The organism is Pseudomonas sp. NBRC 111138 (assembly GCF_001320835.1).
GTDB classification, from domain to species: Bacteria; Pseudomonadota; Gammaproteobacteria; order Pseudomonadales; family Pseudomonadaceae; genus Aquipseudomonas; species Aquipseudomonas paracarnis.
The window spans coordinates 147,068-167,813 of record NZ_BCBO01000013.1 but is presented as its reverse complement, the minus strand read 5'-3'; the positions used below and the strand labels follow the sequence as shown (position 1 = coordinate 167,813).

Sequence of the window (20,746 nt, the reverse complement as noted above, 5' to 3'; positions counted from 1 at the left end):
TTCCTTAAGGCAGCAAGCTCTTCACGTTGATCGGCTCGGCTTCGTTTTGTGCGGCGCCTTTTGGCTTACCGGCAACGGCCATACCTGCAACACGATAGAAGTTGTAATCAGGGTTTTTACCGGGACCAGAGATCAAAAGATCTTCTTTCTCGTACACCAGGTCCTGACGTTTGAACTCGGCCATCTCGAAATCCGGCGTCAGCTGGATCGCGGTGGTCGGGCAAGCTTCCTCGCAGAGGCCGCAGAAAATGCAGCGCGAGAAGTTGATGCGGAAGAAGTCCGGGTACCAGCGACCATCTTCGGTTTCAGCTTTCTGCAGGGAAATGCAACCCACCGGGCACGCCACGGCGCACAGGTTGCAGGCTACGCAACGCTCTTCGCCGTCGGGGTCGCGGGTCAGTACGATGCGGCCGCGATAGCGCGGCGGCAGGTACACCGCTTCTTCGGGGTATTGCAGGGTGTCGCGTTTGCGAAAGCCGTGACCGAACACCATCACCAGGCTTCGCAACTGGGTACCGGTACCCTTAACGATGTCGCCAATATATTTGAACATGGGTCAAATCCTCACTGAACCGCGGCAGCGGGCGTGTTCAACAACACGACGGCAGCCGTCACCAGCAAATTGATCAGGGTCAGCGGCAGGCAGAATCTCCAGCTGAAATCCATCACCTGGTCATAGCGCGGGCGCGGAATCGAGGCGCGCAGCAGGATGAACAGCATGATGAAGAACGCGGTCTTCAGGAAGAACCAGAAGAAGGCCAACTGCGGCAGGATGCCGAACGGACCGTGCCAGCCGCCGAAGAACAGCGTGACCAGCAGGGCCGAGATCAAGATGATGCCGATGTACTCACCGACGAAGAACATGCCCCACTTCATACCGGCATATTCAATGTGGTAACCGTCGGCCAGTTCCTGTTCCGCTTCCGGCTGGTCGAAGGGGTGACGGTGAGTCACGGCCACGCCAGCGATGAAGAAGGTGCAGAAGCCGAAGAACTGCGGAATGATGAACCACAGGTTCTGCGCCTGGTACTCGACGATGTCGCGCATGTTGAACGAGCCAACCTGCACCACGATGCCCATCAGTGCCAACCCCATGAACACTTCATAGGATACGGTTTGGGCCGAGGCACGCAAGCTGCCCAGCAGGGCGAACTTGTTGTTGCTCGACCAACCGGCGAACAGCACCGCGTATACCGACAAACCGGCCATGGCGAAGAAGAACAGCAAACCGATGTTCAGGTCCGCCACGCCCCAGGTCGGGGTGATCGGGATGATCGCAAACGCAATCAGCAAGGCGCTCATGGCTACCACCGGTGCCAGGGTGAAGATCACCTTGTCGGCAAACGGCGGGGTCCAGTCTTCCTTGAAGAACATTTTCAGCATGTCGGCAGCGATCTGGAACATGCCGAACGGGCCAACGCGGTTCGGACCGTAACGGTCCTGCCACCAGCCCAGCAGGCGACGTTCGACGAAGCTGAGCAGGGCGCCCGCGACGACCACGGCCAACAGGATCACGATGGCCTTGACCACCGAGATGATCACGTCAATTACTTCCGGCGTGAACCAAGTCATTGCGCTGCCTCCTGCAGACCGTCAACGGTTTTGCCGAAAATGGCAGGCGGAATACCGGCGATGCCTTTAGGCAGTGCAACCAGGCCGGCACCCAACTCATCGTTGATACGCAGCGGCAGACGCAAGGTCTGGCCGGCCACGTTGAGGCTGAGCAGGGCACCGTCGTTGACGCCCAGGCGGTCGGCTTCGGACTTGGCCACGGACACATAGGCGGCAGGAATGCGCTCTTGAACCGGCGCGGCCTTGGAAGAAGTTTCTTCGCTGCCGAACAGGTGGAAGAACGGCACGACTTGCCAAGTGCCCGGCGCCGGGTTGAACGGACGCGGTACCGCAGCGAACCAGTTCAGCGAGTCACCGCTGGTTTCGATCAGGCGAGTGCCCGGGTCGCCAGCGCGGATGTGACCACCGACTTCGTCCTGGAACTTGTTCCAGGCCTGCGGCGAGTTCCAGCCCGGCGACCAGGCAAATGGCACCTGCTGACGCGGTTCGGCCGAACCCGAATAACCTTCCATGGAGAAGGCAAACGCGGTGTCGTTGTCTTGCGGGGTACGTGGCTCGTGCACGCTGATGTCAGCACGCATGGCGGTACGACCGGAGTAACGCAGCGGCTCACGTGCCAGTTTCAGGCCCTTGATGCGGAACGCGGCAGAAGGCGCGGCATCCACGATACGAGCAAGCTGCGGCGCGCTGGCGGCGGTGGCAGCGGTCACGTGGTCGAGTTGGGTCCAGTCGATCGGCTGGTTCAGCAGGGTGGCGCGCAGGGCATGCAGCCAGCGCCAGCCTTCGTGCACCAGGATGCTGGCGTCCATGTACTTCGGATCGAACACCTGGAAGAAGCGCTGGGCGCGGCCTTCCTGGCTGACCAGTGTGCCGTCGCCTTCGGCGAAGGTGGCGGCTGGCAGTACCAGGTCGGCGCGGTCGCTGGTGGCGGTCTTCTGGTGGTCGGCGACGATCAGCACCTTGGCAGCATCCAGTGCCGCGTCAACCTTGGCGGCAGCGGTGCGGGTGTACAGGTCGTTTTCCAGCACCACGATGGCGTCGGCGTTGCCGTCGATCACCGCTTGCAGCGCCGCGTCCACGGACTCGCCACCGAGCATTGCCAGGCCCAGGCTGTTGGCTTCCGGCACCACCAGGCTGATGGAGCCATTTTTGTCGCGCAGCTTAAGGGCCTTGGCGATGTTGGCGGCGGCTTCGATCAGCGCCTTGGAACCCAACGAGGTACCGGCAATGATCAGCGGGCGCTTGGCCGCCAGCAGGGCGTCGGCAATGCGCTGAGCCAACTCGACAGCTTCAGCGTCCAGGCCTTCAACGGCGGGTGCGCTGGCGTCGAGGGCGTGGGCCACGGCGAAACCGAGGCGCGCCAGGTCGTCCGGCGCGGCGTGTACGCATTCTTCAGCGATGTCGTCGAGCTTGGTTTCAGCCAGGGAAGCGATAAACAGCGGGTTCAGCGCGTGCTGGCCGATGTTCTTCACGGCGGCGTCAAGCCAAGGCTGTACGCGCATGGCGTCGGCCATTTCTTCGGCCTTGCCTTTGACCGACTGACGCAGCGACAGCGCGATGCGTGCAGCGGTCTGGGTCAGGTCTTCACCGAGTACGAAGATCGCATCGTGGTCTTCGATGTCGCGCATGTTCGGCACTGGCAGCGGGCTGTCGTTCAGCACTTGCAGGACCAGGCGGATGCGCTCCAGCTCGCCCGCTTCGATACCGCAGTAGAAGTGCTCGGCACCCACCAGTTCACGCAAGGCGAAGTTGCTTTCGAGGCTGGCACGTGGCGAACCGATACCGACGATAGTGCGCCCGCGCAACAGGTCGGCGGCTTTATCCAGCGCGGCGTCCAGGCTCAGCTTGGCGCCATCGGCCAGCAGCGGCTGGCGCGGACGGTCTTCGCGGTTTACGTAGCCATAGCCGAAGCGGCCACGGTCGCACAGGAAGTACTGGTTGACCGAACCGTTGAAGCGGTTTTCGATACGGCGCAATTCACCGTAGCGCTCGCCCGGCGAGATGTTGCAACCGCTGGAGCAGCCATGGCAGATGCTCGGTGCGAACTGCATGTCCCACTTGCGGTTGTAGCGCTCGGAGTGGGTCTTGTCGGTGAACACACCGGTGGGGCAGACCTCGGTGAGGTTGCCGGAGAATTCGCTTTCGAGCACGCCGTCTTCAACGCGACCGAAGTACACGTTGTCGTGGGCGCCGAATACGCCCAGGTCGGTGCCGCCGGCGTAGTCCTTGTAGAAGCGCACGCAGCGGTAGCAGGCGATGCAGCGGTTCATTTCGTGGGAAATGAACGGGCCGAGGTCCTGGTTCTGGTGGGTACGCTTGGTGAAGCGATAACGGCGCTCGTTGTGGCCAGTCATCACCGTCATGTCTTGCAGGTGGCAGTGACCGCCTTCCTCACAGACCGGGCAGTCGTGGGGGTGGTTGGTCATCAGCCATTCGACAACGCTGGCGCGGAACGCCTTGGATTCTTCATCGTCGATGGAGATCCAGGTGTTGTCGGTGGCTGGGGTCATGCAGGACATGACGATACGACCACGGGTGTCGTTTTCGTCTGTGTATTGCTTGACCGCACACTGGCGACAGGCACCGACGCTACCGAGAGCGGGGTGCCAGCAGAAATACGGGATGTCGAGGCCGAGTGACAGACATGCCTGTAACAGGTTGTCCGCCCCATCGACTTCGAGCGCTTTGCCGTCTACGTGGATAGTGGCCATGGTTCAAAGTTCTTCGTTGGCCCGTTGTCAGCGGGCGTGGCTAATGGAATCTTGTTATTCATGTGCATCTACACAGCCTTGAAGGCGTCAGCACATGAGCAGGCGAAGGGCACGGACCCTTCGCCTGTTTAAGCGTTACGCGCCGACTACGATCGGCTTTGCCAGAGGCGGGACGGCGGCGCTGGTGGGCGCGATGCCGGCTTCGAACTCCGAGCGGAAGTATTTGATTGCGCTGCCCAATGGCTCCACGGCGCCCGGTGCGTGAGCACAGAAAGTCTTGCCTGGGCCGAGGAAACCGACCAGGCCCAGCAGGGTTTCGATATCACCCTCGCGGCCTTCGCCATTTTCCAGGGCCATCAGCAGCTTGACGCTCCACGGCAAACCGTCGCGGCAGGGGGTGCAGAAACCGCAGGACTCGCGGGCGAAGAACTGCTCCATGTTGCGCAGCAACGAGACCATGTTCACCGTGTTGTCCACCGCCATCGCCAGGCCGGTACCCATGCGGGTGCCCACCTTGCCGATGCCGCCGGCATACATTTGTGCATCCAGATGCTCAGGGAGCAGGAAACCGGTGCCGGCGCCACCTGGCTGCCAGGCTTTCAAGGTGTAGCCGTCGCGCATGCCGCCGGCGTAGTCCTCGAACAGCTCGCGCGCGGTCACGCCAAACGGCAGTTCCCACAGGCCAGGGTTCTTGACCTTGCCGGAGAAACCCATGAGCTTGGTGCCCATGTCTTCGCTGCCTTCGCGGGCCAGGGATTTGTACCAGTCCACGCCGTCGGCGATGATCGCCGGCACGTTGCACAGGGTCTCGACGTTGTTCACGCAGGTCGGCTTGCCCCACACGCCCACGGCGGCGGGGAAGGGCGGCTTGGAGCGTGGGTTGGCGCGGCGGCCTTCGAGGGAGTTGATCAGTGCGGTTTCTTCGCCGCAGATATAACGCCCGGCCCCGGTGTGCACGAACAGTTCGAAGTCGAAACCGGAACCGAGGATGTTCTTGCCCAGCAGGCCTGCGGCCTTGGCTTCTTCCACGGCACGGTTGAGGTGCTTGGCGGCGGTGGTGTACTCGCCACGCAGGAAGATGTAGCCACGGTAGGTTTTCAACGCACGGGCGCTGATCAGCATGCCTTCGATCAGCAGATGGGGCAGTTGCTCCATCAGCATGCGGTCTTTCCAGGTGTTCGGCTCCATTTCATCCGCGTTGCACAGCAGGTAGCGGATATTGATGGATTCGTCTTTGGGCATCAGGCCCCACTTCACGCCGGTGGGGAAGCCTGCACCGCCGCGACCCTTGAGGCCGGCGTCTTTCACGGTCTGGACGATATCGTCCTGGGCCATGTCGGCGAAGGCTTTGCGCGCTGCGGCGTAACCGTTCTTGGCCTGGTATTCGTCAAGCCATACCGGCTCGCCGTCGTCACGCAGGCGCCAAGTCAGCGGGTGAGTCTCGGCCGAACGCTTGATCAGGTTGGCCGGGCCGAAGGAAGTCAGGGTCATGGGTAGCCCTCGAGCAATTGGGTGACGCCAGCGGGCTGCACGTCACCGAATGTGTCGTCGTCGATCATCAACGCCGGCGCCTTGTCGCAGTTGCCCAGGCAGCACACCGGCAGCAGCGTGAAGCGGCCGTCCGGGGTGGTCTGGCCGAGGCCGATGCCCAGCTTGTTCTGGATCTCGCTGACCACCGACTCATGGCCACCGATGTAGCAGACCATGCTGTCGCACACGCGAATGATGTGGCGGCCAACCGGCTGGCGGAAGATCTGGCTGTAGAACGTCGCCACGCCTTCAACGTCACTGGCGGGGATGCCGAGGATCTCGCCGATGGCGTAGAGGGCGCCGTCTGGCACCCAGCCACGTTCCTTCTGGACGATCTTCAGGGCTTCGATAGACGCCGCGCGCGGGTCTTCGTAGTGATGCAGCTCGTGCTCGATGGCCGAGCGCTCGGTTTCACTCAAGGTGAAACGGTCTGTCTGGATAAGCGTGCTGTTCATGCTTAGCGGTCCACGTCGGCCATAACGAAATCGATACTACCCAGGTACGCAATCAAGTCCGCGACCATCTCGCCTTTGATCACCGAAGGGATCTGCTGCAAGTGGGCAAAACTTGGGGTACGAATCCGGGTGCGGTAGCTCATGGTGCCGCCATCGCTCGTCAGGTAATAACTGTTGATACCCTTGGTCGCTTCGATCATCTGGAAGGATTCGTTGGCCGGCATCACCGGGCCCCACGAAACCTGCAGGAAGTGCGTGATCAGGGTTTCGATGTGCTGCAGCGTGCGCTCTTTGGGCGGCGGCGTGGTCAGCGGGTGATCCGCCTTGTACGGGCCGGCCGGCATGTTGCGCATGCACTGCTCGATGATCTTCAGGCTCTGGCGCATTTCTTCGACGCGCACGATGCAACGGTCGTAGGCATCGCCATTGGCCGCCAGCGGTACTTCGAACTCGAAGTTCTCGTAGCCGGAGTACGGGCGCGCTTTACGCAGGTCGAAGTCGCAACCGGTGGAACGCAGGCCAGCACCGGTGACGCCCCATTCCAGGGCCTCTTTGGTGTTGTACTGCGCGACGCCGATGGTGCGGCCCTTGAGGATGCTGTTGTCCAGAGCGGCTTTTTGGTACTCGTCCAGGCGCTTGGGCATCCAGTCGATGAATTCCTTGACCAGGCGCTCCCAGCCGTTCGGCAGGTCGTGGGCCACGCCGCCGATGCGGTACCAGGCCGGGTGCAGACGGAAACCGGTGATGGCTTCGATGACCTTGTAGGCACGCTGACGGTCGGTGAAGGTGAAGAACACCGGCGTCATGGCGCCGACGTCCTGGATATAGGTACCCAGGAACAGCAGGTGGCTGGTGATGCGGAAGAACTCGGCCATCATAATGCGGATGGTGTCGACGCGGTCCGGTACCTTGATACCGGCCAGCTTCTCGACCGAGAGCACGTACGGCAGGTTGTTCATCACGCCGCCGAGGTAGTCGATACGGTCGGTGTACGGGATGAAGCTGTGCCAGGACTGGCGCTCGGCCATCTTCTCGGCGCCACGGTGGTGGTAGCCGATGTCCGGGACGCAGTCGACGATCTCTTCGCCGTCCAGTTGCAGGATGATACGGAAGGCACCGTGAGCCGAAGGGTGGTTCGGGCCCAGGTTGAGGAACATGTAGTCCTCGTTGGTGCCGGAACGCTTCATGCCCCAGTCTTCGGGGCGGAAGCGCGCCGCCTCTTCTTCTAGCTGCTGCTTGGCCAGGTTGAGGCTGAACGGGTCGAATTCGGTGGCGCGGGCAGGGAAGTCCTTGCGCAGCGGGTGACCTTCCCAGGTCGGCGGCATCATGATGCGCGTCAGGTGCGGGTGGCCCGGGAAGTCGATACCGAACATGTCCCAGACTTCACGCTCGTACCAGCTGGCGTTCGGCCAGATACCGGTGACGGTCGGGATGCTCAGGTCGCTCTCGCTCAGCGCGACCTTGATCATCACATCGCTGTTACGTTCCAGCGACATCAGGTGGTAGAACACGGTGAAATCGGCACCGCTCGGCAGGCCCTGGCGCTTGGTGCGCAGACGCTCGTCCACGCCATGCAGGTCATAGAGCATGACGTACGGCTTGGGCAGGTTGCGCAGGAAGGTCAGGACTTCGACGAGCCTGGCACGCGCCACCCACAGCACCGGCATACCGGTGCGTGTGGCCTGGGCGGTGAAGGCGTCAGGGCCAAAACGGTTATTGAGTTCGACAACCACATCCTGGTCGTCTGCCTTGTAAGGCGGGATGTACAGAGCACTGCCTGTAGTCATGGTTTTTTATCGCTTTCGGTCAACGTAAAGAATGAAGCCAGGTTTTCGTTCTATAAAAGAAGCGGTGCTGGATCAGACTTCGTCGGGGCTGCGCAGGTTGGTGACTGCGATTCGCTGTTCGCGGCGCTGTTCCTTTTGAGACGGCATCTCGGCGCGATAAACGCCTTGATCACCGACCACCCAGGACAGTGGGCGACGCTCCTTGCCAATCGATTCCTGCAACAACATCAAGCCTTGCAGGAACGCTTCGGGACGGGGCGGGCAGCCAGGCACGTAGACGTCCACGGGCAGGAACTTGTCCACCCCTTGAACGACCGAGTAGATGTCGTACATGCCACCGGAGTTGGCGCACGAACCCATGGAGATAACCCATTTCGGCTCGAGCATTTGCTCATAGAGACGCTGGATGATCGGCGCCATCTTGATAAAGCAGGTACCGGCGATAACCATGAAATCCGCCTGGCGCGGCGAGGCCCGGATAACTTCGGCGCCAAAGCGCGCGATGTCGTGGGGCGCCGTGAAGGCGGTGGTCATTTCCACGTAGCAGCACGAAAGGCCGAAGTTGTACGGCCACAGGGAGTTTTTACGCCCCCAGTTGACCGCGCCACTCAGCACGTCTTCCAGCTTGCCCATGTAGATGTTTTTGTGGACTTGGTCTTCTAACGGGTCGGAAACGGTTTCTCGTTCGCCGATGGGGTACTGCTCGTTAGGAGCATCCGGGTCGATCCTGGTGAGATTGTATTGCATTGCCAAAGCCTCATTGTTTCAGCTTCGCTTGCCGCTTGCGACGAGCTTCCGGAGCCCAGTCAAGGGCGCCCACTCGGAACAGGTAGACAAGACCTGCCAACAGAATTGCTATGAAAACGAGAGCTTCGACGAATCCGGTCCAGCCGCTTTCGCGGACGGACACAGACCATGCAAAGAGAAAGAGGGCTTCGATATCGAAGATCACGAACAACATCGCGACCAGATAGAATTTGGCTGAGAGCCGCAAGCGGGCGCCACCTGTAGGCAGCATGCCGGATTCGAACGGTTCGTTTTTGCTGCGGCCCCAGGCTTTTGACCCAAGGAGGCTGGACACGCCGAGCATGAAGGCGCAAAGGCCTACAACACCGAGAAGGAAAATGGCAAAGCCCCAGTTGTGGGCCATGAGTCCTGTCGCGTCGGTCATGCTGGAAATCCTTAACAGAGAGCAAAGGTCTCTGAGCTCGAAAAAGTAACGATGCAGTGACGATATGTCGCACTGCAATCAATCGCGGTGATTTTATGGCTAAACACCGGGCAAGTAAAATTCCCAGGGCGAAATTATTCGGTGGAATAAGCACATAGTGCACCTTCTTGGGGCTGTAGCCCTTGTGGTGTGGGCATTAGCGGGCTTTTCATCAATTATGTTTTGTTTAAGCTGTAACGAAATTTTCGGGTGCCAAATGATAATGAATATTGTTTGCGAGGGGTGTAAGCGAGTGTTTCTCATGTGGCGCGGGAAGTTACCGTTACTTGCTTGAGTGTCGCTTAGTTGTCGCAACGGTTCTTTTAACCGATCGGATGTGCGCGGATACCGCTCTGGATCAATGTTTTTAGCAAAAAACTATGGATAGGGCGCGGTCAATGTGGGAGCTGGCTTGCCTGCGATGGCGGCGGATCAGCTGAAACACCTGCCTCTGACCCACCGCCATCGCAGGCAAGCCAGCTCCCACCATTGATTTTCGGTGATTCCTAGGCAAAAAAAACGCCCCGAACCAGTCGGGGCGTGATTGTTGCGCGGCACTGCGGTTAGGTCTTCCGTGGGGCCGCAGTGGCCGTGTACGCGGTACTTAGTGGAACTGCTCTTCTTCGGTCGAACCGGTCAGCGCGGTCACGGACGAGGTGCCGCCCTGGATCACGGTGGTCATGTCGTCGAAGTAACCGGTGCCCACTTCCTGCTGGTGCGCCACGAAGGTGTAGCCTTTGGCGGCGTCAGCGAATTCCTGCTCCTGCAGCTTCACGTAGGCTGTCATGTCGTTGCGGGCGTAGTCGTGCGCCAGGTTGAACATGCTGTGCCACATGTTGTGAATGCCGGCCAGGGTGATGAACTGGTGCTTGTAGCCCATTGCCGACAGTTCGCGCTGGAACTTGGCGATGGTCGCGTCGTCCAGGTTCTTCTTCCAGTTGAAGGAAGGCGAGCAGTTGTAGGACAGCAGTTGGTCCGGGTATTCCTTCTTGATCGCTTCGGCGAAGCGACGGGCTTCGTCCAGGTCCGGCTTGGCGGTTTCGCACCAGATCAGGTCGGCGTACGGCGCGTAGGCCAGGCCGCGGGCGATTGCCTGGTCGAGGCCGGCGCGCACTTTATAGAAGCCTTCCTGGGTACGCTCGCCGGTAACGAATGGTTGGTCGTACGGGTCGCAGTCCGAGGTCAGCAAGTCTGCCGCGTTGGCGTCGGTACGGGCCAGGATGATGGTCGGTGTGCCGGCAACGTCAGCGGCCAGGCGGGCAGCGGTCAGCTTCTGCACGGCTTCCTGGGTCGGTACCAGTACCTTGCCGCCCATGTGGCCGCATTTCTTCACTGACGCAAGCTGGTCTTCGAAGTGCACGCCGGCAGCGCCTGCTTCGATCATGCTCTTCATCAGCTCGTAGGCGTTGAGTACGCCGCCGAAACCGGCCTCGGCATCAGCCACGATTGGCGCGAAGTAGTCGATGTAGCCTTCATCGCCTGGGTTCTTGCCGGCTTTCCACTGGATCTGGTCGGCACGACGGAACGAGTTGTTGATGCGCTTGACCACGGTTGGCACCGAGTCCACCGGATACAGCGATTGGTCGGGGTACATGGATTCAGCGGAGTTGTTGTCCGCTGCCACTTGCCAACCGGACAGGTAGATCGCCTGGATACCGGCTTTTACCTGCTGGACTGCCTGGCCGCCAGTGAGGGCGCCCATGCAGTTGACGAAATCTTTGTCGGGACGGAAAGAAGGCTTGGCACCCTGAGTGACCAGGTTCCACAGCTTCTCGGCGCCGAGTTTTGCAAAGGTGTGCTCAGGTTGGACCGAGCCACGCAGGCGGACGACGTCAGCAGCGGAATAAGCGCGGGTCACGCCTTTCCAGCGTGGGTTTTCAGCCCAGTCTTTTTCAAGGGCTGCAATTTGCTGTTCGCGTGTCAGTGCCATGGGGAAAAACCTCGTCGCGTCTTGTTTGAAGTATCCGTTTGCCAGCCCGGCATTCGTTGCCTGGGTAGGGTTGCTCGCTGACCAGAAGCTTTGGTGTTCAAGTCAAATCTGACGGAGGTAGGCGACGGTATGAACGATGGGGCTCAAGGGGGAGTTGAGCAGGTAAGGGCAAACTGCGAACGGTCTTCGGGCGTCGTGGGCCTTTGTACGATCCATCAGTGTGTAGCCGGGTTACCTGGTTGGCTTCCGTCCCTCGGGACAACTTCGTTCCAGTCGCAACCAACGTCAAACACACCTTGTGGGCGGTACAGACACGAATCGGCTCAGGTGGGTAGCTTAGAGCGGCGATCCGAAGGCCCTTGCCAGGGCCCCTGATTAGCGGGAGCGAGGCCATCATGCCCATGCTTTTTTGGCTCGTCAAATGTTTTGTAGTGCTTTTTTTAAGGCACTACATCTTTAGTCTAATGCGACTTGCCAGTCAGTTTTTGGTGCCTCAGTTCAGGGTGTCGACCTTGACCCGCAAAGTCAGGTCATCGCGGCCCTGAGTAGAGTAGCTGCGGGTTGTAGAGGATTTGTCCGCCTGGGTTTCACGATTGATGCCGGCCAGGGGGATCCATTCGCCCAGGCGGCCGCTGACGGTTGTGTCGGTGCTTTGCACGTTCACTACATCGGGACGTTCCTGGCTCATGCGGTCACGGTTGGTACTGATGGCCAAGTGGACGGTCTCGCCGGTGACGCTGGCGGTCACGTAAAAACCCTGGGTGACGTTGCGATACTGGGTCTGGTTTTGCAGGCGGCCATAGCTATCCTGTTGCGTGGTGGTCAGCGGTACACTCTGGCCGACCTGGATCAGCGCGGGCACGCCTTCGCTGGCCTGGATCTGCTGCACGCCACCGTCGCGGCTGGCAGTGCCGTAGCTGATGATGCGGGTCTGGCTGTCACCGCTGTTCTGTTGGTTGTTCTCGTTGGTATCGACGGTGATCAGCAGGCGTTTGGCCGGTGTATCCAATTGGCCGAGCAGTGCGCGCAAGCCCTCGATCCTGGCGGGCTCAGCGTTAACGATAAGCTGGTTGCCGTAGGCGCTGACGGTGCCGTCCTTGCCAATGAAGTTCTGCGCCACGGGCAGCAGGTCGGCGCTGGTGCGGTTGTTCAGGTTGACGACTTCAGTGGCGGCCATGGCGCAAGCGCTGACGGTCATCACGAGGGCGGTGAGCAGGGTGCGTAGGGACATGTCCGTTATCTCTGCGAGTCATTTGCTTGATAGTGCCAGTTTGTCGGCCTGGTGGGTCGCAAGTTGAATCGTAGACGGCAAAATGCCCTGGCAGGCAGGGCATTTTGTGGTGTTGCTGAAATAGCTATCGCAGGCAAGCCAGCTCCCACACTTGAGCGTATTCCAGGGATGTGCTCGGTCAGCTGTGGGAGCTGGCTTGCCTGCGATAAAGGCGATGCGGGCTTGAATCAGCCCTCGCGCACCATATCCACATGCGGAATCCCGACCTCAAGAAACTCATCGCTGACGATCTTGAAACCCAGTCGCTCATAGAACGGTGCCGCATACACCTGCGCACTCAGGAATTGCCTGGTCTGGCCGCGTTTCACGGCCTCGCCAATTACTGCCTCCATCAGCTTGTCGCCGACTTTCAGTCCGCGCCAGTCCTTGAGCACCGATACCCGACCGATCTCGCCGCTGGGCAGCAATCGAGCGGTGCCAATCGGGAAGTCGCCTTCGTATGCAAGAAAATGCATGGCGCCGGCATCGTCCGCGTCCCACTCCAATTCAGGCGGGACCGATTGTTCAGCGATGAATACCGCTTCACGAATGCGCCGAATCTCGTCGATATCCTTTCGCCAGTCCGCGACACTTACGTGAATTTTATTCATCCGCGAACCCCAGGCTGCCTTGCTTGACCAGTTCGCACAGTAGGTCGCGACCGTCTTCGTCGGCCAGCCACTCGCCCAGGTTTTCGCTGTGCAGTGCATCGGCCGAGCACACCAGCTTCAACAGTTCACGCAGTTTGCCCGGCAGGTAACGGCTCTGGCCGCTGGCGAACAGCAGTACGTCGTCATCCACTTCGGACCAGGCCAGGCGTGCGCTCGGGTTGCGCACCAGGATCGCGCCGTCTTGCAGGCTGTTGATGAAGTCTTCTTCGCCCAACTCTTCACCGGCCACCAGTTCCGGGTAGCGTGGCTCGGTCATGAACTGGCCGAACCAGGTCAGCAGCATGCGCTCATCGCTCATGTGCTCGGCGAGCAGGCCCTTGAGGCGGTCCAGTGCGTCGCCCTGGATCTGGTGTGGGTCGCTGACCGGCTGGGCGTCGGCGTCGGTGTAGCGCTCTTCGTCGGTCAGGTACTGGCTGAGGAAGTCGGTGAAGTGGGTCAGCACTTCAGCGGCGCTCGGTGCACGGAAACCTACGGAATAGGTCATGCAGTCGTCTTCGGCAATACCGAAATGGGCCAGGCGCGGCGGCAGGTAGAGCATGTCGCCCGGTTCGAGCACCCATTCGGCGCTTTCTTCGAATTCGGCGAGGATGCGCAGGTCGGCGTGTTGCAGCAACGGGCTTTCGGAATTGCACATCTGGCCGATCTTCCAGTTGCGCTTGCCCTGGGCTTGCAGCAGGAACACATCGTAGTTATCGAAATGCGGACCGACGCTGCCACCCGGCGCGGCGAAGCTGATCATCACATCATCGATACGCCAGCTCGGCAGGAAGCGGAAGTGCTCCAGCAGCTCAGCCACCTCCGGCACGAACTGGTCGACTGCCTGCACCAGCAGGGTCCACTCGCGCTCGGGCAGGGTGCTGAAAGCGTCTTCGGCGAACGGGCCGCGACGCAGTTCCCACGGGCGCTCGCCGTGTTCGATCACCAGGCGCGACTCGACTTCTTCTTCCAGGGCCAGGCCTGCCAGTTCGTCGGCGTCGATCGGGCTTTCGAAGTCAGGGATGGCCTGGCGGATCAGCAGCGGTTTTTTCTGCCAGTAGTCGCGCAGGAATTCCCGTGCCGTGATGCCGCCCAGAAGTTGAAGAGGGATATCAGGATTCATGTGTAACCTATTGAAAAAAAGCACTTTTAAGACAGGAATAAAAACGCCCGGCGCGGCCGGGCGTCTCAAAGGAGCTTGCTTGGATCAGATGCGCTTGGCTTGTTCTACAGCGTTGCCGATGTAGTTGGCCGGGGTGAGCAGTTTCAGCTCGGCCTTGGCTGCGGCTGGCATGTCCAGGCCGTCGATGAAAGTTTGCAGCGCCTCGGGGCTGATGCCCTTGCCGCGCGTCAATTCTTTCAGCTTCTCGTAGGGGTTTTCGATGTTGTAGCGGCGCATTACGGTCTGGATCGGCTCGGCCAATACTTCCCAGCACGCGTCCAGGTCAGCGGCAATTTTCTGCTCGTTGAGCTCCAGCTTGCTGATGCCTTTGAGGCTGGCTTCGTATGCGATCACGCTGTGGGCAAAGCCGACGCCGAGGTTGCGCAGTACGGTGGAGTCGGTCAGGTCGCGCTGCCAGCGGGAGATCGGCAACTTGCTGGCCAGGTGCTGGAACAGGGCGTTGGCGATACCCAGGTTGCCTTCGGAGTTTTCGAAGTCGATCGGGTTGACCTTGTGCGGCATGGTCGACGAACCGATTTCGCCTGCAATAGTGCGCTGCTTGAAGTAGCCCAGGGAGATGTAGCCCCAGATATCGCGATCGAAATCGATCAGGATGGTGTTGAAGCGTGCAATCGCGTCGAACAGCTCGGCGATGTAGTCGTGGGGTTCGATCTGCGTGGTGTAGGGGTTGAAGCCCAGGCCCAATTCGTCTTCGATGAAGGCGCGGGCGTTGGCTTCCCAGTCGATCTCAGGGTAGGCCGACAGGTGGGCGTTGTAGTTGCCTACAGCGCCGTTGATCTTGCCCAGCAATGGCACGGCGGCGACTTGGGCGATCTGGCGCTCCAGGCGGTACACCACGTTGGCCAGTTCTTTGCCCAGGGTGGTCGGCGAGGCCGGCTGGCCGTGGGTGCGCGACAGCATTGGCACGGCAGCGAAACGGATCGCCAGCTCGCGGATGGCTTCGGCGGTCTGGCGCATCAGCGGCAGCATCACGTCATCACGGCCTTCGCGCAGCATCAGGGCGTGGGACAGGTTGTTGATGTCCTCGCTGGTGCAGGCAAAGTGGATGAACTCGCTGACCTGGGCCAGTTCCGGCAGTTGGGCCGCTTGCTCTTTGAGCAGGTATTCGATGGCTTTGACGTCGTGGTTGGTGGTGCGCTCGATCTCTTTCACACGCTCGGCGTGCTCCAGGGAGAAGTTTTCCGCCAGGGTGTTCAATACAGCGTTGGCCTCGGCGGAAAACGCCGGCACTTCGCTGATGGCGGGGTGAGCGGCCAGGCGCTGGAGCCAGCGCACTTCAACCAGGACACGGGCACGGATCAGGCCGTACTCGCTGAAAATAGGGCGCAGGGCCTGGGTTTTGCCGGCGTAGCGGCCGTCAACAGGGGAAACCGCAGTGAGCGAAGAGAGCTGCATGGGGTGTTCTCGGACAGTCGGGCAACGAAATGGGGCGCGTATCATACATGAAAAAATCCGCCGGTCCGTCGCCAACTGACCGGCGTATTACGCGTAATGGCTTGAAAACAGCCTGCTGGTGCGACTTATTCGTTGCGCATCAACGGGTAAAGCTCTTTGAGCAATTTGCGTCGGCTGATCACCAACTGCCAGCGATGACCGCCCAGTTGGCGCCACAAGCGTGCCGAACGAATACCGGCCAGGAGCAGGGCGCGGATTTTCGACGCGTTGTTGGGTTGCTGCAGGTTACGCATGTCGCCATGCACCTGGATGCGCTGGCGCAGGGTGCTCAAGGTGTCCTGGTACAGCGCACCACAGGCGGCGATCACGTTTTCGTGGGCCGGGCCGAAGTGTTCTACCTGGGACTGGATCTGCGGCAGGCGCTTGCCGATGGTGTCCAGCAGGTCGTCGCGCTTGGCCAACTGGCGCTCAAGGCCGAGCATCGACAGGGCATAACGTAGCGGCTCGCGCTGCAAAGTACTGGGGTCGCGCTCCAGGGCGCCGATCAGGGCGCGATAGCCTTCACGCAGGGCCAGGTCGTCGCCGCCGTAAACCTCAAGGGTGTCCTTGGGGTCGCGGATCAGCAGGCTGCCGAGCATGCAGGTCAGGCCGGCTTCAGTGACCTGGCCGGTCTTGGCGATCTTGTCCACCAGTACCGCAGCGAGAAAGACACCGCCAAGGGCTGTCAACTGCTCCTGGGTCGGGCTCATGCCGGGTTGCTCCAGGCTTGCGCGACTTCAATCACGCCGCCGCCCAGGCAGATCTCGCCGTCATAAAACACCACGGACTGGCCAGGGGTGACCGCGCGTTGCGGGTCATCGAAGGTGGCACGGTAGCCGGTGGCGGTCTTTTCCAGGGTGCAGGGCTGGTCGCTCTGGCGATAACGCACTTTGGCGGTCAGGCGGCGCGGGGTGCTCAGGTCGATAGGGTTGACCCAATAAATCTCGGAAGCGAGCAGGGCGCCGGAGAACAGCAGCGGGTGCTCGTTGCCCTGGCCGACCACCAGCACGTTGTTTTCCAAGTCTTTGACCAGCACGTACCACGGCTCAACACCTGCGTCTTTCAAGCCGCCGATGCCCAGGCCCTGGCGCTGGCCGATGGTGTGGTACATCAGGCCGTGGTGGCGGCCGATCACTTCACCCTCGGTGGTCTTGATCTCGCCCGGTTGCGCCGGCAGGTATTGCTTGAGGAAATCGCTGAAGCGTCGCTCGCCGATAAAGCAGATACCGGTGGAGTCTTTCTTCTTGGCGGTGGCCAGGCCGTGCTTCTCGGCAATCTTGCGCACTTCGGGTTTTTCCAGCTCGCCGACCGGGAACAGAGTCTTGGCGATCTGTTCACCGCCCACGGCGTGCAGGAAGTAGCTCTGGTCCTTGTTCGGGTCCAGACCCTTGAGCAATTCGGTGCGGCCATCGATATCGCGACGGCGCACGTAGTGGCCGGTAGCTATCAGGTCGGCGCCGAGCATCATGGCGTAGTCGAGGAAGGCCTTGAACTTGATTTCGCGGTTACACAGGATGTCCGGGTTCGGCGTGCGGCCGGCCTTGTATTCGGCCAGGAAGTGCTCGAACACGTTGTCCCAGTACTCGGCGGCGAAGTTGGCGGTGTGCAGCTTGATGCCGATCTTGTCGCACACGGCCTGGGCGTCCGCGAGGTCGTCCATGGCGGTGCAGTATTCGGTTCCATCGTCTTCTTCCCAGTTCTTCATGAACAGGCCTTCCACCTCATAACCCTGCTCCATGAGCAGAACGGCGGAAACGGAAGAGTCCACGCCGCCGGACATGCCGACGATGACGCGCTTCTTTTGTGTGTCAGAAGGGGCTGGATCACGCATAGGGTTTCAACGGGTGTCTTGAAAAAGGACGCGATTCTAGCAGGCCTGGGCCCGCAAGGCTAAAGAGAAGGGCGGATCAATTCGAGACTGTGGCGTTGGCCGGCCAGATAATCATCGATGCAGCGGATAATCAGCTCGCTGCGCCAGTCCTCGCGCAGGGCCATCAGCTCGTCACGGGTCAGCCAGCGGGCGCGCAGGATGCCTTCGTCGAGTTGATAGTCCGGGTGGTGTTTCAGTGCCTTGGCGATAAAACAGACCCGTTGGTAGGTCACGCCATTGCTCGGGGCGGTATACAGGTAGATGCCGACGATGCCGGTGGCTTCCACGTCCCAGCCGGTTTCTTCCAGGGTTTCGCGCACGGCGGCTTCGGTCAGGGTTTCATCCGGGTCGAGGTGGCCTGCCGGCTGATTGAGCACGGCGCGGCCACCCTTGAGCTCTTCGACCATCAGGAACTTGCCGTTGTCTTCGACGATGGTGGCGACGGTGATGTGGGGGAGCCAGGTCATTGCAAACCTCGGTATCTGGAAGGTGGCATGCTCAATGTGGGAGCTGGCTTGCCTGCGATGGCGGTGGGTCAGCTACGCCTGTATGAACTGACAGACTGCAATCGCAGGCAAGCCAGCTCCCACATTGGATTGGGTTTCTTCAATGAAGTCCCTACAAGCAGAAACCCCGGCACTTGGCCGGGGCTTCTTTGCATCCTTACAACCTTACTTCAACTTGGCAATCGCCGCATTGAGCGTGCTGCTCGGGCGCATGGCCTTGCTGGTCAGCTCTGGGTTCGGCGCGTAGTAGCCGCCGATGTCCACTGGCTTGCCCTGTACGGCGTTGAGTTCGGCAACGATGGTTGCTTCGTTCTCGGCCAGGGTTTTGGCCAGTTCGCCAAACTGCGCTTGCAGTGCAGTGTCTTCTGTCTGGGCGGCCAGGGCTTGTGCCCAGTACAGCGCCAGGTAGAAGTGGCTGCCGCGGTTGTCGATGTTGCCGACTTTGCGCGATGGCGACTTGTTGTTGTCCAGGAACTGGCCGGTAGCCTGGTCCAGGGTCTTGGACAGTACCAGGGCTTTCGGGTTGTTGTACGTCACACCCAAATGCTCAAGGGACGCGGCCAGGGCCAGGAACTCGCCCAGGGAATCCCAGCGCAGGAAGTTTTCTTCCAGCAGTTGCTGCACGTGCTTGGGAGCCGAACCGCCAGCGCCGGTTTCGAACAGGCCACCGCCATTCATCAGCGGCACGATCGACAGCATCTTGGCGCTGGTGCCCAGTTCCATGATCGGGAACAGGTCGGTCAGGTAGTCGCGCAGTACGTTGCCGGTCACCGAGATGGTGTCCAGGCCCTTGCGGGTGCGCTCCAGGGTGAACTTCATCGCATCGACCGGGGCCATGATGCGGATGTCCAGGCCTTCGGTGTTGTGGTCTTTCAGGTAAGCCTGAACTTTCTCGACCACTACGCCATCGTGGGCGCGCTGGGGGTCCAGCCAGAAGATGGCCGGGGTGTTGCTGGCGCGGGCACGGTTGACGGCGAGCTTGACCCAGTCCTGGATCGGAGCGTCTTTGGTCTGGCACATGCGGAAGATGTCGCCAGCTTCGACGTTCTGTTCCATCAGCAGGTTGCCCTGGCTGTCGGTGACGCGGACAACGCCGTCAGCCTTGATCTGGAAGGTCTTGTCGTGGGAGCCGTACTCTTCGGCTTTCTTAGCCATCAGGCCAACGTTTGGCACGCTGCCCATGGTGGTTGGGTCGAAGGCGCCATTGGCCTTGCAGTCTTCGATGACCGCCTGGTAGATGGTGGCGTAGCAGCGATCCGGGATCACAGCCTTGGTGTCGTGCAACTGGCCGTCGGTGCCCCACATCTTGCCGGAGTCACGGATCATCGCTGGCATCGAGGCGTCGACGATGACGTCGCTTGGCACGTGCAGGTTGGTGATGCCTTTGTCGGAGTTGACCATCGCCAGGGCAGGGCGAACGGCGTAGACCGCCTGGATGTCGGCTTCGATCTGCGCTTGCTGGTCGGCCGGCAGGGCCTTGATGCGAGCGTACAAGTCGCCGATGCCGTTGTTCAGGTTGAAGCCGATCTGTTCCAGCACGGTCGCGTGCTTGGCCAGGGCGTCTTTATAGAACTCGGCAACGATCTGGCCGAACATGATCGGGTCGGAGACCTTCATCATGGTGGCTTTCAAGTGAACCGACAACAGCACGCCTTGCTTCTTGGCGTCTTCGATTTCAGCGGCGATGAAGCTGCGCAGGGCTTTCTTGCTCAGCACGGCGGTGTCGATGATTTCGCCGGCCTGAACGCTGGTCTTTTCCTTCAGGACGGTGGTGGTGCCGTCCTTTGCGACCAGCGCAATTTTGACCGCGTCAGCGGTTTCGATCTGCACGGCTTTTTCGCTGCCGTAGAAGTCGCCGTTGTTCATGTGGGCAATGTGCGACTTGGAGTCGGCAGCCCAGGCGCCCATCTTGTGCGGGTGCTTGCGTGCATAGTTCTTGACCGACAGCGGTGCGCGACGGTCGGAGTTGCCTTCGCGCAGTACCGGGTTCACGGCGCTGCCCTTGACCTTGTCGTAACGTGCACGGGTTTCTTTTTCCGCGTCGGTGGTTACGGTTTCAGGGTAGTCCGGCAGGGCGTAGCCCTGGGCCTGCAGTTCCTTGATCGCGGCTTGCAGCTGCGGGGTCGAGGCGCTGATGTTGGGAAGCTTGATGATATTGGCTTCAGGCGTAACGGCCAGGTCGCCCAGTTCGGCGAGGTGGTCCGGGATGGCCTTGGTGCCCAGTTGCTCGGGGAAGCTTGCGAGGATGCGCCCGGCGAGGGAAATGTCGCGGGTTTCCACGGCAATATCAGCGGAAGCGGTGAAGGCCTCTACGATAGGCAGCAGTGAATAGGTGGCGAGGGCTGGGGCTTCGTCGGTGAAGGTGTAGATGATCTTCGAGCGGGTGGGCATATTCGGATTAACTCTCTTCTTTGCTGAAAGCGTGCGCAGAAACTCGAGATGCGCCGGGTAGAGCGCGTTCGTTCAAAGTCATCCATGAGCGAAATGTCGAAGTTTCTTCGCGGTGATGTTGGTTTGCATCAGTCGAGCGTCAAGCGGGTGGGCTATGGTAATAGTCCGGCTTTCTGGCGAAAGGCTACGTTCTAGAGCGGTCCGCCGTCGTGACTCTTTGGTCAGCGGCGGCATTATACATAGGTCGCTA

Annotated in this window: 17 protein-coding genes; all 17 read right to left on the bottom strand. The window is 60.6% G+C overall.

What is annotated here, in order from left to right; translation table 11 throughout:
- Nucleotides 1–4: 4 nt before the first annotated feature.
- The 17 genes from nuoI to APH41_RS02655 all read right to left on the bottom strand — a co-directional run bounded on the left by nuoI (nt 5) and on the right by APH41_RS02655 (nt 20,496).
- Nucleotides 5–553, bottom strand: a complete 549-nt coding sequence (nuoI, locus tag APH41_RS02735) for an NADH-quinone oxidoreductase subunit NuoI (protein ID WP_003174725.1) — start codon at nt 551–553, stop codon at nt 5–7.
- Between the two features lie 11 nt (nt 554–564).
- Complete coding sequence (nuoH, locus tag APH41_RS02730) at nt 565–1,572, bottom strand: NADH-quinone oxidoreductase subunit NuoH (protein WP_003174724.1); 1,008 nt, start codon at nt 1,570–1,572, stop codon at nt 565–567.
- Nucleotides 1,569–4,283, bottom strand: coding sequence for an NADH-quinone oxidoreductase subunit NuoG (gene nuoG, locus APH41_RS02725; RefSeq protein ID WP_054917271.1), 2,715 nt, complete (start codon nt 4,281–4,283; stop codon nt 1,569–1,571). The genes nuoH and nuoG overlap by 4 nt, the downstream gene beginning before the upstream one ends.
- Nucleotides 4,284–4,418: 135 nt before the next feature.
- A complete protein-coding gene (gene nuoF / locus APH41_RS02720) occupies nt 4,419–5,774 on the bottom strand; it encodes an NADH-quinone oxidoreductase subunit NuoF (protein WP_032896666.1) in 1,356 nt (451 codons plus the stop codon).
- Nucleotides 5,771–6,268, bottom strand: a complete 498-nt coding sequence (gene nuoE, locus APH41_RS02715) for an NADH-quinone oxidoreductase subunit NuoE (RefSeq protein WP_003174721.1) — start codon at nt 6,266–6,268, stop codon at nt 5,771–5,773. The genes nuoF and nuoE overlap by 4 nt, the downstream gene beginning before the upstream one ends.
- Nucleotides 6,269–6,270: 2 nt before the next feature.
- The gene (gene nuoC, locus APH41_RS02710) at nt 6,271–8,055 is read right to left on the bottom strand and encodes an NADH-quinone oxidoreductase subunit C/D (protein ID WP_003192111.1); all 1,785 of its coding nucleotides are present in this window, start codon (nt 8,053–8,055) and stop codon (nt 6,271–6,273) included.
- A gap of 72 nt (nt 8,056–8,127) precedes the next feature.
- A complete protein-coding gene (locus APH41_RS02705; RefSeq protein WP_003174719.1) occupies nt 8,128–8,802 on the bottom strand; it encodes an NADH-quinone oxidoreductase subunit B family protein in 675 nt (224 codons plus the stop codon).
- 10 nt (nt 8,803–8,812) lie between these two features.
- Entirely contained in the window at nt 8,813–9,226 is a 414-nt protein-coding gene (locus APH41_RS02700) for an NADH-quinone oxidoreductase subunit A (protein ID WP_003192109.1), read from the bottom strand.
- A 643-nt stretch (nt 9,227–9,869) separates the two neighbouring features.
- Nucleotides 9,870–11,195 carry an isocitrate lyase gene (gene aceA, locus APH41_RS02695; RefSeq protein ID WP_003174717.1) on the bottom strand — a complete coding sequence of 442 codons (1,326 nt, stop codon included), beginning with the start codon at nt 11,193–11,195 and terminating at the stop codon, nt 9,870–9,872.
- Between the two features lie 493 nt (nt 11,196–11,688).
- The gene (locus APH41_RS02690) at nt 11,689–12,426 is read right to left on the bottom strand and encodes a secretin N-terminal domain-containing protein (RefSeq protein WP_014718909.1); all 738 of its coding nucleotides are present in this window, start codon (nt 12,424–12,426) and stop codon (nt 11,689–11,691) included.
- 227 nt (nt 12,427–12,653) lie between these two features.
- Complete coding sequence (locus APH41_RS02685; RefSeq protein WP_003192105.1) at nt 12,654–13,076, bottom strand: GNAT family N-acetyltransferase; 423 nt, start codon at nt 13,074–13,076, stop codon at nt 12,654–12,656.
- Nucleotides 13,069–14,235, bottom strand: a complete 1,167-nt coding sequence (locus APH41_RS02680; RefSeq protein ID WP_014718907.1) for a cupin domain-containing protein — start codon at nt 14,233–14,235, stop codon at nt 13,069–13,071. Before APH41_RS02680 ends, APH41_RS02685 begins: the two co-directional genes overlap by 8 nt.
- A gap of 84 nt (nt 14,236–14,319) precedes the next feature.
- Nucleotides 14,320–15,690, bottom strand: coding sequence for an adenylosuccinate lyase (purB, locus tag APH41_RS02675; protein ID WP_014718906.1), 1,371 nt, complete (start codon nt 15,688–15,690; stop codon nt 14,320–14,322).
- A gap of 125 nt (nt 15,691–15,815) precedes the next feature.
- Nucleotides 15,816–16,439 carry a high frequency lysogenization protein HflD gene (hflD, locus tag APH41_RS02670; RefSeq protein ID WP_003192101.1) on the bottom strand — a complete coding sequence of 208 codons (624 nt, stop codon included), beginning with the start codon at nt 16,437–16,439 and terminating at the stop codon, nt 15,816–15,818.
- The gene (mnmA, locus tag APH41_RS02665) at nt 16,436–17,560 is read right to left on the bottom strand and encodes a tRNA 2-thiouridine(34) synthase MnmA (protein ID WP_054917266.1); all 1,125 of its coding nucleotides are present in this window, start codon (nt 17,558–17,560) and stop codon (nt 16,436–16,438) included. Before mnmA ends, hflD begins: the two co-directional genes overlap by 4 nt.
- 59 nt (nt 17,561–17,619) lie before the next feature.
- Nucleotides 17,620–18,066 carry an NUDIX hydrolase gene (locus APH41_RS02660; protein ID WP_054917264.1) on the bottom strand — a complete coding sequence of 149 codons (447 nt, stop codon included), beginning with the start codon at nt 18,064–18,066 and terminating at the stop codon, nt 17,620–17,622.
- Between the two features lie 204 nt (nt 18,067–18,270).
- Nucleotides 18,271–20,496 (bottom strand): NADP-dependent isocitrate dehydrogenase, encoded by a 2,226-nt coding sequence (locus tag APH41_RS02655; protein ID WP_054917262.1) that lies wholly within the window; start codon nt 20,494–20,496, stop codon nt 18,271–18,273.
- Nucleotides 20,497–20,746 lie beyond the last annotated feature (250 nt).